Source organism: Shewanella mesophila (assembly GCF_019457515.1).
Lineage (GTDB): Bacteria > Pseudomonadota > Gammaproteobacteria > Enterobacterales > Shewanellaceae > Shewanella > Shewanella mesophila.
In genome coordinates, this window is record NZ_CP080421.1 from 2,855,703 (window position 1) to 2,869,201 (window position 13,499).

The window sequence follows — 13,499 nt, forward strand, 5'->3', positions numbered from 1 at the left end:
AAAGCCAACTCCAATTACAAACTCAAATGCTTATTCACCGCAGCGGCTAACTCATCGGGATTAAACTTCGCAATAAAGTCATTCGCGCCAACTTTCTCGACCATTGCCTGATTAAACACGCCACTTAACGAGGTATGCAAAACCACTTTGATGTCTTTCAATTTAGGATTATTGCGGATCTCTGCAGTTAGCGTATAACCATCCATCTCTGGCATCTCGATATCAGAGATGATCAAAGGGATCTCTATGGCAACATTATCCATCTCAGCCGCAACACTCACTAACTTATCCAATGCCTCCCGGCCATCTTTGGCGGTATCGATCTGTAAGTTGAGTGACTCCAATGCTCTGACAATTTGCTTCCTCGCTACAGCTGAATCATCAATCACCATAATATGATAATGACGCTCCCGATCTATGGTGAGTTTTTCGTCGACTTCATGACTGATCTGAGTTTTAACAGGTGAAATTTCATCGAGGATCTTCTCTACATCCAAAATTTCAACCAATTCCCCCTCGATCTCTGTCACCGCAGTAAGATAGGAATAGCGTCCAGCCCCCTGTGGTGGTGGCAAAATAGCTTCCCAGTTCATATTAATGATCCGCTCAACAGACTTAACTAGAAAGCCCTGAACACTGCGATTATATTCGGAGATAATAATAAAGCAATCTGACGTATCTTCGATTGGACGCCCGCCCGTTGCCGCGCTTAAATCGATCACTGAAATGGTTTGCCCGCGAATATGAGCAACACCTCGAACGACAGAGTTTAACTTAGGTAAAGCCGTCAATGGAGGGCATTGAAGCACCTCTTTAACCTTAAATACGTTGATCCCAAACCGCTGGCGACCATTTAACTTAAATAACAACAACTCTAAGCGGTTTTGTCCTACAAGTTGGGTTCTTTTATTAACTGAATCAAGAATACTCGACATAATGCCTTTGCCCTGTTGTCGGGTGAATGCGAAGCCACCTCATGTTTATCATGAGTATAGGCATACTAATTGCTTTATCTAACTATATGACAACCAGACCTTAATTTTGTCAAATTTATGACTCTAATTTTCATAATAAATGTCAAAATTTTCGGCCACAAACAGAAGTATAGGTGCAATCTGGCAGTTCAAGCTAGTCTATTCAATATGAAAAACAAAATTTGGTATTTTTTAGCCGCTGTAGTCTGTTCTAACCCTGTCTTGGGGTCGGAAACTGCAACTGTGCCCTCTTTAACGACAATTTCAAACTTAGCGATAGATGTGATTCAGTCAAAAATAACGGTACCAAATAATGCTAAAGTAGAGATCAGTCCACAAAGCCTAGACACTCGTTTATCACCGCCAGCTTGCAGTTCTGAGATTAAAGCGGAAATCGCTAGCGATAGAGAAGTTGGGCGTAACAACACGGTTAAAATAAGTTGTGAAACACCTAGTCTGCAATATCCTTGGCAAATATTTATCTCTGTTCGTGTTGATATTCTTTACCCCGTAGTTGTAGCGACTCAGACCTTAGGTCCAGGTGATATCATCGCCACAGATCAAGTAAAGATTGAGTATATTGACCAAACCAACCTACGTGGACAGCAATTTGATCAGCTAGCTCAGGTGACGGGCACCAGAGTTAAACGCAGAATTGCCTCCAACCAACCTATTTTTAATAATAACCTTTGTTTTGTTTGCAAAGGCGATATGGTGTCAATCTTTGCTCGCTCTGCAAGTTTTGAGATAAAGACTATAGGTGAAGCCTTAACTGACGGCAATTTAGGTGACCGAATACAAGTAAAGAACAGTAAATCCCATAAAACAATAGAGGCTGCAGTGATCAACATAGGTGAAGTAGAAGTTAGAATGTAAATTAGATAAACTCATAACAGTAAAAATTTGCCCAAAGTTGGACAAAATTGACTAAAGCTATAAAAGTAAGTGCCGATACACAAGTATGTTGATCTCATTTTAAAAAGTTGGAACCCACAATGGCTATTAATATAAAGCAAGTAAATACAGGCACTAATAACCGAATCGCAACACCGTCGGCCAGCACATCATCGCAAAGTGCGAGTACTTCTTCGCAGGCGAAAGCCCCCGCTCAAAGCGTAAAAAGTGATTCAGTGTCAATTACATCTCAGGCTCAGCAATTGCAAAGCGTACAAGCAAAGCTAAGTAATATACCTGAAATTGACCTCAAAAAAGTTGAAGAAATCAAAACTGCTATTGCCGAAGGTCGATATAAAGTTGACGCAGATAAGCTAGCGAGTAATATTGCGCAATTTGAAAATGAACTGCAGGACTTGAATTAACCTTTTATGGATTCGATAACCGATATAGTCACCAATCAACATAAGCTATTAAGCAGCTTAAAAGCGATTATTGAAGCAGAAAAAGCGGCACTGATTGCTCAAAACGCTGATCAATTATTAGCGCTAGCTAATGATAAAGCAAAGTTGTTAGATGAGATCAAATCTGGTGATGAGATGTTATCGTTACATCCTGAAAACGCGATGCTCAAAAGTGATGAGATACTACTTAAACTTGTTAACCTCACAAAGCAAACGTTAGATGAGTGCAAACAGTTAAATGCACAAAATGAGACATTGATTGAACATAGTATGGCAAGCATCAACCGATTCTCGCAAGCACTCCAAGCCAGCAGAAACGCCTCTAGCCTCACCTATGACGGCAAAGGAAGAACCTCTACCATATCAACACTTGGTAATGACTTAAAAGCGTAAAACTACGTAGTAGAACTACGTTTATCCGTAACGACTCAAAAATAGGTAACGTCTTTGACTTTTTGAGGTCGATTCTGTTGTTGATATAGCGCCCAAACTTGAGAGAAATCTAATTCTAACTCTGTCACATAATGATCTCCCGCGGGATAACTCTTAATGACTTTCGCTCCACGAATCACCCCACTTACCGACGCTTGAATATTGTCATCAGATAACATCCAATCTCGTACTTGGCTTGATGCATTAAGTTGCTGACCATACACTTGCTCAGCCAATTCTCGATATGCGGCAATTTTAGACGCTTGCATTGCCATTAACACTCGCTGTGATTGTTCTTTCGCGGGTTGAGTATCCAGCGGGGCATAACCGATAGCAGTTAATGTTGGAAACGATTCTGGACTTTCTGTTTCCCACTGAATATATCTATCTTGAGAGGCACAGCCTGCCAATATCAATACCATTGCAATAACCATGTTCTTCATTGTACTTCTCCGCCTATCTTTATTTTGCCTTGTCCCGCAGATTGATTACGAAATAATAAACCATCTTGCGACACCACAGCATCTGACATGCTTAAATAACCTGGTAAATCTGACACGCCGACGCTAGCAGAAGCGACGGATACCACTCGATTGTTGGTTACATTAACAATACGGCTATTAATTAATACCGCGTCTACAGACGGGCTCATGGTAGTGACCAGTACATGCTCTACTGGTAGATCTGAAGGCAATTGTCGCCAATCTCGTGTCAGTAAAAAATCACCTTTGTCTGTAACTCTGACGTTATCACCAACATTAAGATCGATTAGATTAAATTGATGATCATGCAGAGCAGCAATTAACCCTTGCTGAATTTGTAGACCTAAACTGTTAGTTACCATCAGCGTCTCTATTAACACTGGCGTTGCAACCAATAAAGGTTGTTTTGGTGTTAATTGATCATTTTGCCTCACCAGTTCATTAGCCAGTTGCTGAGTTAAGTGTATTACCGCCGAAGTAGACGGCAAATGATTGCCGCTAACCAAAGCTTGCGAATCACGGTCGTCGGTGGTCGAGCACGCGCCTAACATCAACATAACCGAAGTTAAAAGTACTTTCCGCATAATAATTCCTAAATAATATAAATATTAACGTCATTCCTACGGGCCATTTAACTAAAAGAGATTCGAGAGGAATTGCAATCTTAACGTCAAAATTAGGCTCACAGTAAAGAGTACTGCAATTTTCAAGCCGTTACTTATAAAGATAATCTACTATTGATGTCATCCCATCGGCAAAACAACGAAATACTTTAATGCAATACCTTAATGCCATGCAGTAGGCATAATATTTGCTTCAACACATCATTAGTTCACTTTTGTCATATAAATGTCGCTAGTCCTATTTTTATGACATATCCATGAATTTAGGAAGCTCTTATGCAAAGAAAAAGAACACCCTATAACAACAGAGATGAAAATTTTTTTTGGCGCAGTGGCGTTGCTTCTATCAACCTTGGTCATCAGACATTCGATAAATTACATAGAATAAATTTACCGATTGAAAACCCGAAAATTTCATCAGCAGGTTCTTGTTTTGCACAGCATGTTGGGCGTTGGCTTAATAAAGAAGGTTATTTATTTAATCAAAGCACAATTGAAACTAATCAAGTTTCAAGTTTTGCTTTCGGCAACATATACACCCCGCGATGCTTTCTTCAGTGGTTTGATATTATTGATGAGAATAAAGGTTTTGATATTGCTTGCGCTATTAATAATGAAAACAACCGCTACTATGACCTCTTAAGACCTAGTGTTTATCCCTCTGGTTTCAATACAAAAGATGAGTTAGTTAAGGCGAGAATGTTAGCCGCAAAAGAGATGTATCAAACCCTTAAAAATACAGACTTGCTTATTTTTACACTTGGTTTAACAGAGTCTTGGAAAGATCAAAACAATATTTTCTATCCTAGTTGTCCAGGTGTCATATCTGGACAATTTAACGAGGAAGCACATCAATTTCATAACTTTTCATATGATGAAATTTGCTCAGATTTAAAACAACTAGAATCACGGCTTACATCAATCAATTCGCACATCAAAGTTATACTAACCGTATCCCCTGTGCCACTGACGGCAACAATGACCAACAAGCACGTACTAGTCGCAAATCAACACTCTAAATCACTACTGCGCACTGCTGCCAGCTACATTTGTGATAACTATGACAATTTCGAATATTTCCCCTCCTTCGAACTCATTACCGTTTCTACAGATAGCGATTTTAGGTTTGAAACGAATCGAAGAACTGTTACTCCCGAGGCCGTAAACTATGTAATGGAACACTTTAGAATGGTGCTAGATAACACTAACAATATGACTTCAAACTCCAATCAGAATAAGCTTTCAAATGTTAAGCACAGAACAGCAGATACTGAAGAAGTTGTATGCGACGAAGAACTCATCGAGTCCGCAGCCAAGCTGACAAAACAATCACTAGACAATCCAAGATGCGATCTTACCCTATTTGGTGACAGCCATATGGGTAAATTATCAACAGCACTTGACAGAATGAATATTACACACTGTGGCGGTATGGTGATGAATGGCTCAGGTTTCTCTCAAAAGAAATTTGCGCTGTGTGACACCGAATACTTTGTTCCTCTAGAGAATGCCATATCGAGAAAGTTATGGTCAGTAATATTTAACAACTTAAATAGTCATGAACAAAAACGCCCCCCTCTAACTTCAACTATTATTACAAACTTAGGGCTACAAACTCATCAAAATATATCTAGATTTACAACATGGATACAAAATTCTTACCCACAAGGAATAGCGGAAATAACACTTAAAGAGTTCGTTGATTACTTTAATGACGATCTCACAGAACAGCTTTCCATCTTACTTAAGCTTCACGAAAATGGTCACAAAGTCATCGTGATATCAGATCCACCATTTAGTCAGTATTTTGAAGAATCTAAAAACATGAAAAATATCATTTATGCCTATTTTAATGCGATGGAATATATATGGACTGAATTTGGCGTTACCTTCTTCAATGCAGCACGAGCATTCGATGAAGAAGTAACAGATCCAGAAAATTATCTATCGACTATAGAATACGCAGACCAGCAACAAGATTGGATTCACGGTAATGACAAATATTATTCTTGGCTAGCAAAAAAACTGTTAACGCTCATAAACCAGTCGAACAAAGCGTAAACACTATTCAGTAAGAGGTAACGTCAGAGTATCTGTCATTACACTAATTGAGTTCACTAGGCACATTTATTGCTTATTCACTGTAATAACAGAGTTTAGGTTCAATTATCGGCATTAAATAGTCATCATTTTGGCACTACCGGTAGAGCTTAAGGCAAGAGTATCAACCAGAGAACGAGTAATGAAAAAAATTAATTTATTGATTTTCCTTGTTTCCTTAATCCATTTAAATGCTTTCGCACAATGGATAGAAACGTCTGGAGAAGCAAAAATTATCAATGGCAATGTTACTCAAGCTAGAGAAGATGCCATACAGCAAGCGCTAAGTTATGTAACACTTAAGTCTGGAGGCAACTTTAGCAGTGAGCAACAAGTACAAAATGGCCTGCTGGCTAAAGATAACTTTACAATCACGCAATTGACACATGCGTCACAGGTCGAGCTATTGAGTGAGCAAATCGATCAACAAATACTTACAGTCAATCTTCGTGTCGATGTGTTAAATACCTCAGAACAGCAGTGTCAAACTGAAAACCTAAAAGCAGCAATATTAGTTACTCAGGCACAAATTAACGACAGAGCTCAATTAAGATACGGCAACATTGGTAACTTTCAAAAAGAACTTTCTCAGCGACTGGGAAATATTATACGTCAGCACGGCAAAGCCAGTTTCCCAAATATCCATGCGGATGAGCGCTTAGACATAACCCAGTCATTAGTTGATATACGCGGTTATCGCCTGCCGAGCTGGTTAAGTGAAATCACCGATAGCCAATATGTACTATTACCCGAAATCATAGACATCTCAACCAGCCCAGCGGCAAGCAGCTTACTCGGTTTATGGGATAGCTCACCAGAAAGGCAGTTTCAAATTCGCTTGTCTCTCTACCATGGCATTAGTGGAGAGCAAATTTGGAGTGAATCCTATAACTCACCTGCTCAATGGGAATTTGAAAAACAAGAAACTGTATCATCCCAAAGTAATCGCTTTTGGGATTCAAGCTATGGCAAGAATATTGACACTGTGTTAACTCAAGCAAGTGTAGATATCGATAAAGTGCTCAGTTGTCGGCCTCTACTTGGACAGATAGTCTCCCGGCAGCACAATCGAGTCATTATTAATCTCGGCCGTAACAATGGCATAAAAGTAGGTGATAGTTTCCAGTTGGTACTCCAACAAAACATGCCAGATAGACTTGAGAACATGCGAGCGGTGGCAAGTAAAAGCAGCGCAACAATCACCATAGACCAAGTCACACAAGAGAGTGCAACAGCAATACTCGAAGGTGCCAATGCAGCGCTGAATATTCAAATTAATGATATCGCGATAAAAATATAGACGGATTTAGAACACTATTTAAGCAACTAAATCTAAAGCCTTTTCATCGAGATGAAAAACAGTATAATCACTGACGTCTCCCTATAGCTCAACAGGATAGAGCAGTCGCCTCCTAAGCGATCGATCGGGGTTCGAGTCCCTGTGGGGAGACCAGTTAGTGAATTTATCTTTTACATTGAAGTAAAACTTCTAGGATAGCGTCATGACTGAGCTTTTTGCTGAAAACCTTAATATCATCAACCAGCGTTGGCCCGATATCGCCTCAAGCCTCCAAGAAGTTTCTTTCGATCATCTCAACGCAACATTCGTCACCAGCCAAAACCAAACCATTAGCGTTAACGGCATTCAGCTCTGTAGTCGTCATGATAGACCCAGATCCAAACCATTATTGAGCAACGCCCCAAAGACTGCAGATAAGTCACTGTATACGGTATTGTCATAGGCGATGTACCGATACTATTATCGCGCCCCCAAAAATGCACCGTTATCGATATTTGTCCATTAAGCTTACCTTTGTTAGCCTTGGTTATATCGTATACAGACCAAAATGAATGGTTAATTGACAACCATGTAGACATCCGATTAGCGCTAAAATTAAAGGTACCCAATATAGAAAGTGTATTGCATGACAACCCAAGCAATTGATACGTTAGTAACACAACTTATAAGAGCAGCCCATGAGTTACTGATTGGAAAGAAGCTGAAGGCTCATCACAACTACGACAATGTTTAATTCAGCTAGAGTTGTTGTTGCCGTAACTAAGCCATCAACAATCGATTTTAAACATGCTGCCTAGCATGCTCAATGCTCAATGCTCAATGCTCAACAGAAACATGATTGGCAGGGACTTACAGACTATCTAGAATATAAGTTATCTCAAATTAAAAAAGCGAACAATAGGAACATTATGAAATTCAAAACTGAACAAGAAGCATTTTGGGCTGGAGAGTTTGGCAATAACTACATTGAGCGTAATAAGAGTGATACCATAGTCGCCGCCAATATCTCTATGCTGTCAGCAATTCTAAAACGCACCCGAAATGTGCAAAAAATAATCGAGTTTGGCTCTAATATTGGTTTAAATCTTGAAGCGTTAAAGGTATTAGTTCCAAACGCTGCTCTATCAGCTATTGAAATCAATGACAACGCTGTTAAGAAATTGGCCAGATTTAGTGATTTAACCGTACACCATACTTCTATTTTAGAGTTTATTCCTAAAGAGCAGCATGACTTAGCCTTAATAAAGGGGGTTCTGATCCACATAAATCCTGATGAACTAGATCATGTTTATCAATTACTTTATCAATCTAGCAGTCGTTATATTTGCTTGTCTGAATACTATAACCCAACCCCTGTTGAAGTTAATTACCGTGGCCATCAGTCTCGATTGTTTAAGCGTGATTTTGCCGGTGAAATGTTAGATAAATTCCCTGATCTAAAATTGGTTGATTACGGCTTTGTTTATCACAGAGACAATCGTTTTCCGCAAGATGATATGACTTGGTTTTTATTAGAAAAAATATCGTAAAAACATCAAGGCGTCACGAACAGCTGGCGCCTTAAACTATGTTGACTGATGTCGCTTTACAAATGACAACGTTGTAAGCAAGCTTTTAAAAATACGTTGATTTACAGAAAAGCCGGTGCCAAATCTTGGCTTATCAGCTCTATACCTAATTTCTACATCAAGAGTTTTATAACATTTACCTTGAAGTATTATCCACGTCATCAACTCAGTGCCTATCGAGTCATAAGTTTCAAATGCCCCATACTTAGCGAACATCGATAATCGGTAAAGACGTAAACCACACAGTGGATCTTTTACCGAAAACTTTGCATTAAAATACAGACCGAAGAGCCATTCAGACCATCTTGCAGCTCGTGTTCGTTGACCAATAATCAGATCATCAGTATTCTGCGCCAGCTCTATCATCGCTTTGACAGATTTAGGGTGGTGTTGACCATCAGCATCCACAGTAACCACATATTGATAGCAACCTTGGTTAAGCGCCTGTATAAAGCCCTGTTCTATGGCGTTAGCATACCCTTGATTAGTGGTCAAAGTAACCACTGTCGCTCCAGCGGTCTCAGCTTCTTTGGCCGTATTGTCACCAGATCCATCGTCTACCACAATAATATTCACACCAGGCATATAATCATTGAGTTCTGCAATAACTGAACCGATTGAAGTCGCTTCGTTGTATGCAGGAATAATTACCGCTACTTTAGATAATTCCACTTTATATGTGCCCCTGCGGGTAATGCCTGAATGAGTTTTTTACCAATCACAAGGTTAACTTCATATGGCGCTAATGCGTCTTTTGGGCAAGGTCTTAAAAATTCTACATCCTGCGCAGCTATAGTATGTCCTTGCTTAAGCGAATGCTTTAATCGAATTGAACGGCGCTGCAGCACCACTGTTTCACGTTCATTATCTTCAACTTTTTTAATCCCATTGCCTAGGGCTAAATGTAACTCTTGTGATACATCTACCATCGTACGCCATGCGCTTGGGTTCATGGCAAACTTATGATCAGGACCTTCTAGATCATTATTGTCAGTAAAGTGTTTTTCAATAACATTGGCACCCAATGCAATTGCTCCTAACACCGTAGCGTGTCCAGGAGTGTGATCGCTTAATCCCAAAATCGCATCAGGATACATGGCTCCTAGAGTCTTAAGTACATTGAGATTAATATACTTAAAATTCTCTATTGAGGCGGTGTAGTTGGTGTTGCACTGCATTATGGCAAGTTGGCCTTGGTGTAATAGTACCGCGTCGACAGCTGCAACCACTTCATCCATAGAAGACGCCCCGCATGCGAGTAACATAGGCTTATTTTTCTTGGCCATGTATTCGATGATTTCCAACCAGGTAATATCACCAGATCCGACTTTATAACAAGAGACATACTGATCGATATAGTCAACCAAATCTAACGAGTAAGGGCTCGTGAAGAAATCTACACCTGCATCTTGACATGCTGCCACCAACTCCGCAGTCCAATCAGTAGAAATTGAGGCATCTTTATACACTTCATAGACTGACTTCTTCCATTTAGCTTGATGAGAGGACTGCCCGTTAAGTGCTTCAAAGCCCACCTTACTAACAATAGTGTCAGCTTTGAAATGTTGAAACTTAGCGGCATCAGCACCAGCTTCTGCTGCGAGATAAATCAACTCTTTTGCACGCTGCAAATCACCGTTATGGTTAGCCCCGATATCGGCAATAAAATAAGGAGAAGATTCACGAGTAATAACTCGCTTTCCGATTTCAATCACACTTGATATCTGACGTTTTATACTCATCTGCTATTTCTCTAATTTCATCGTTTAAATTTGGCAATATATAATTATAGGCCTTTTCAAAAGCATTAACATCCATTCTCATATCTTTAGGCCTAACTGTAAGCTGAGGCAAGCTATCTATAGATATGCTTTCATATTTAAAATCTTTAATACCTAACCATCTAAAAAAATTGATAACTATAGCTTCTTTACTTGTGCCTTCTTTCGAGCCTACATTATATGTTCCAGGAATCTTTTTCTGTAAACACACTAAAATTACATTACATAATCTCTTTATCGATAATGGTGAGATAAAAACATCATTAAAAAGTTTAATATCGCTACCTGAAAGATATCTTGCATACATACTATCGGTTAAACTTGGCGTTGAGCTAACATGTGAACGCCCTAAAAAATTAGTTCTTAAAATAACAGACTGTTTAATAGGAAGTGATTTTTCCGCACAATATTTTGTTATTGCATAGTTATTTAGCATAACAATATTACTTTCTTTCGAATCACCCTCTTCATCATAAAAATGATCAGTAGAGATATGAATTATAAATACAGGTTTTTTAGAAAACCTCACAGCATACAAAGATAAATTTTCAGCAATTTTACAATTAACTCTATATGCTAAATTTAAATTTCTTTGACATGCTTCCACATCAGTTATAGCAGCCAAATTAACAATATAATCCGGTTCTAACTCCGCCAAAAAAACCAATGCGTCTGCAGTGTTGCTAATATCCAATTGAATATCAGCATTAGCTGATTGTCGGCTCAATCCGTAAACATCATATTGATAAAATGATTTAAGATAAGCAGACAAAGCACTACCTAGCAACCCTGTACTACCGATTAATAATACCTTTTCCACTTAATTAACCATATAGCTATATTTAAGCTCAGCAAGCGCCCAGTCAACTTCGCTATCTATGTCCTGAGTCCGGCTTTCATCTAGCTCCAGTGGCAAACACTTATCGGTAATTAACCTTTTGCTTTGTAAAACAACATCTGGTTTAAATAGGTATAACTGACCAGCATCTGAATAGTTTTTAGGCAAATCTTGGGATCGTGTATTATAAAACTCAGGATGATTGGATTGAAGATATCCATCCTTACAAGATAACGAACGTTGAATTGGATTAGAATAAGCAACACAAGTAACAATACTAGTAGCACTAGGGTTTGTATTTAGTGCAGTAAGCGCATCTCTAATTAAATCACTGGTTACAAATACCGATGTTGGATAGACACAGTATACGTAATCATATTTTTCTTCTAATTGTGTAATAACCTCTTCAACGACATCAAAAGTAGTTGCAAAATCATCCGCATTTTGAGCACTTCTCATGAAGGGGACATCTGCGCCAAACTTCTTGGCGGCACAAGCTATCTCTTTATCATCTGTAGAAACAACTAATCTATTTACCACACCAGACTCCAAAATAGCCTTAATAGGATAAGCAATAATTTCTTGCCCTAAAAACGGCTTAATATTCTTTCGTTTTATTCGTTTGCTACCTCCTCTTGCAGGAATAATAGCGAGTACCTTAGGTTTCATAAGCAAATCCTTATAAATCTAAAAACGAACTAAAACTACAGTTCTGCTAACTTATCAAACGCTAAAATTTGCTCAACAGAAAGAAAATCTGGGTTCTTACCTGAATGGTACTCTGTACCTTGGTCAACAGGTGTACCAACCTCATCAATTAAATTACGCGTATAAGAATGTTCATCGTTATAAAATTTAATACTAGGACAGATCACAAAATGATCTTCAAATTCAAGCGTTAAATGAGAGTCATCTGCTGGACACATAATTTCATGCAACTTTTCACCTGGACGGATTCCAATGATCTTAGTCTCTAAATCCGGAGCATAGGCTTTAGCTAGGTCTTTAATATGTACAGAAGGTATTTTGGGTACAAAAATCTCTCCACCATACATACGTGCAAAATTCTTTAATACAAAATCGACTCCCTGTTGAAGCGTTATCCAAAAACGAGTCATCTCTTCATGAGTTATTGGTAAGTAATCAGCCCCATCATTAACTAGCTTCTTAAAGAATGGCACAACAGAACCGCGAGAGCCTACGACGTTACCATAACGCACAACAGCAAAACGTGTTTTGCCTTTACCCACCATATTATTGGCAGCAACAAATAGTTTATCCGATGCTAATTTAGTTGCTCCATATAAATTAATAGGAGATGCAGCCTTATCAGTAGATAACGCGATAACTTTAGTCACATTGTTCGCGATGGCCGCTTTAATGACATTTTCAGCGCCATAAATATTCGTTTTGATGCACTCCATAGGATTATATTCAGCAGCAGGAACCTGTTTGATTGCTGCCGCATGAATGACATAATCGACCCCATTTAACGCTTGCATCATGCGGTCAGCATCTCTGACGTCACCTAAAAAATATCGCATACAAGGCGCATTATAAATCTGTTGCATCTCATACTGCTTGAGCTCATCACGAGATAAAATAATCAATCGCTTTGGTTTATAGCGCTCCAATATAGTCTTAGTATATTTCTGGCCAAATGAACCAGTACCGCCTGTAATAAGAATCGATTTATTGTCAAACATACTATCTCCAGTTGCCACTGTAGCGCCTACGGAATAATGAGAACAAACTCAAAGTTACCACACTAAGAAATTTAACGTCATAATGCAAAATACGCACCAAATGTAAAAAAGTCGAGCCGCAGAACAAAAAACATCGCCGAAGCAATATTGGGACGATAAGCGGTCTATTGTATATGTCGTAAACGACGATATCCTCTAAGTTTTTGCTAACCTAATGACTATATAGCAATATAGTCATAATCATCGATATTGATGGCACATTTTTAGCTATGCTATGCAATAACGATCAATTTGCAGGCACATCAAACGCTACTAATGGCTAAAATGCCAAAATCTT

Annotated in this window: 15 protein-coding genes and 1 tRNA gene; 8 read left to right on the forward strand and 8 right to left on the reverse strand. The window is 38.9% G+C overall.

Annotated elements, in window-relative coordinates; translation table 11 throughout:
• Positions 1-14: 14 nt before the first annotated feature.
• The gene (locus K0I73_RS12635) at positions 15-935 is read right to left on the reverse strand and encodes a chemotaxis protein CheV (RefSeq protein ID WP_220061451.1); all 921 of its coding nucleotides are present in this window, start codon (positions 933-935) and stop codon (positions 15-17) included.
• A gap of 207 nt (positions 936-1,142) precedes the next feature.
• On the opposite strand from K0I73_RS12635, the gene flgA reads away from it, so the two are divergent.
• From flgA to K0I73_RS12650, 3 genes are all read left to right on the forward strand, one after another.
• Complete coding sequence (gene flgA, locus K0I73_RS12640; RefSeq protein WP_220061452.1) at positions 1,143-1,850, forward strand: flagellar basal body P-ring formation chaperone FlgA; 708 nt, start codon at positions 1,143-1,145, stop codon at positions 1,848-1,850.
• A gap of 119 nt (positions 1,851-1,969) precedes the next feature.
• Positions 1,970-2,293, forward strand: coding sequence for a flagellar biosynthesis anti-sigma factor FlgM (flgM, locus tag K0I73_RS12645; RefSeq protein ID WP_220061453.1), 324 nt, complete (start codon positions 1,970-1,972; stop codon positions 2,291-2,293).
• A 6-nt stretch (positions 2,294-2,299) separates the two neighbouring features.
• A complete protein-coding gene (locus K0I73_RS12650) occupies positions 2,300-2,725 on the forward strand; it encodes a flagella synthesis protein FlgN (RefSeq protein WP_220061454.1) in 426 nt (141 codons plus the stop codon).
• Between the two features lie 35 nt (positions 2,726-2,760).
• On the opposite strand, the gene K0I73_RS12655 is transcribed toward K0I73_RS12650, so the two are convergent.
• Together K0I73_RS12655 and K0I73_RS12660 are read right to left on the reverse strand one after the other, a co-directional pair.
• On the reverse strand, positions 2,761-3,207 hold the full coding sequence (locus tag K0I73_RS12655) for an LPP20 family lipoprotein (protein ID WP_220061455.1): 447 nt from the start codon (positions 3,205-3,207) through the stop codon (positions 2,761-2,763).
• Positions 3,204-3,830: a FlgO family outer membrane protein gene (locus K0I73_RS12660; protein WP_220061456.1), complete on the reverse strand. Its 627-nt coding sequence runs from the start codon at positions 3,828-3,830 to the stop codon at positions 3,204-3,206. Before K0I73_RS12660 ends, K0I73_RS12655 begins: the two co-directional genes overlap by 4 nt.
• 315 nt (positions 3,831-4,145) lie before the next feature.
• Here K0I73_RS12660 and K0I73_RS12665 point away from each other — a divergent pair, with 315 nt between their 5' ends.
• The 5 genes from K0I73_RS12665 to K0I73_RS12685 all read left to right on the forward strand — a co-directional run bounded on the left by K0I73_RS12665 (position 4,146) and on the right by K0I73_RS12685 (position 8,798).
• The gene (locus K0I73_RS12665) at positions 4,146-5,930 is read left to right on the forward strand and encodes a GSCFA domain-containing protein (protein WP_220061457.1); all 1,785 of its coding nucleotides are present in this window, start codon (positions 4,146-4,148) and stop codon (positions 5,928-5,930) included.
• A 181-nt stretch (positions 5,931-6,111) separates the two neighbouring features.
• Positions 6,112-7,269, forward strand: a complete 1,158-nt coding sequence (locus K0I73_RS12670; RefSeq protein WP_220061458.1) for a flagellar assembly protein FlgT — start codon at positions 6,112-6,114, stop codon at positions 7,267-7,269.
• Positions 7,270-7,346: 77 nt separating this feature from the next.
• Positions 7,347-7,422 (forward strand) — tRNA-Arg (locus K0I73_RS12675).
• 49 nt (positions 7,423-7,471) lie between these two features.
• On the forward strand, positions 7,472-7,711 hold the full coding sequence (locus K0I73_RS12680) for a hypothetical protein (protein ID WP_220061459.1): 240 nt from the start codon (positions 7,472-7,474) through the stop codon (positions 7,709-7,711).
• A 466-nt stretch (positions 7,712-8,177) separates the two neighbouring features.
• Positions 8,178-8,798: a pseudaminic acid biosynthesis-associated methylase gene (locus K0I73_RS12685; RefSeq protein WP_220061460.1), complete on the forward strand. Its 621-nt coding sequence runs from the start codon at positions 8,178-8,180 to the stop codon at positions 8,796-8,798.
• Between the two features lie 36 nt (positions 8,799-8,834).
• On the opposite strand, the gene K0I73_RS12690 is transcribed toward K0I73_RS12685, so the two are convergent.
• The 5 genes from K0I73_RS12690 to pseB are packed head-to-tail and all read right to left on the reverse strand — an operon-like array spanning position 8,835 to position 13,162.
• A complete protein-coding gene (locus K0I73_RS12690) occupies positions 8,835-9,509 on the reverse strand; it encodes a glycosyltransferase family 2 protein (RefSeq protein ID WP_220061461.1) in 675 nt (224 codons plus the stop codon).
• The gene (locus K0I73_RS12695; protein ID WP_220061462.1) at positions 9,491-10,579 is read right to left on the reverse strand and encodes an N-acetylneuraminate synthase family protein; all 1,089 of its coding nucleotides are present in this window, start codon (positions 10,577-10,579) and stop codon (positions 9,491-9,493) included. Before K0I73_RS12695 ends, K0I73_RS12690 begins: the two co-directional genes overlap by 19 nt.
• Positions 10,545-11,438, reverse strand: coding sequence for an SDR family oxidoreductase (locus K0I73_RS12700; protein ID WP_220061463.1), 894 nt, complete (start codon positions 11,436-11,438; stop codon positions 10,545-10,547). The genes K0I73_RS12695 and K0I73_RS12700 overlap by 35 nt, the downstream gene beginning before the upstream one ends.
• Entirely contained in the window at positions 11,439-12,125 is a 687-nt protein-coding gene (gene pseF / locus K0I73_RS12705; protein WP_220061464.1) for a pseudaminic acid cytidylyltransferase, read from the reverse strand. It lies immediately after the preceding gene.
• 35 nt (positions 12,126-12,160) lie between these two features.
• A complete protein-coding gene (gene pseB, locus K0I73_RS12710; RefSeq protein WP_220061465.1) occupies positions 12,161-13,162 on the reverse strand; it encodes a UDP-N-acetylglucosamine 4,6-dehydratase (inverting) in 1,002 nt (333 codons plus the stop codon).
• Between the last annotated feature and the right edge of the window lie 337 nt (positions 13,163-13,499).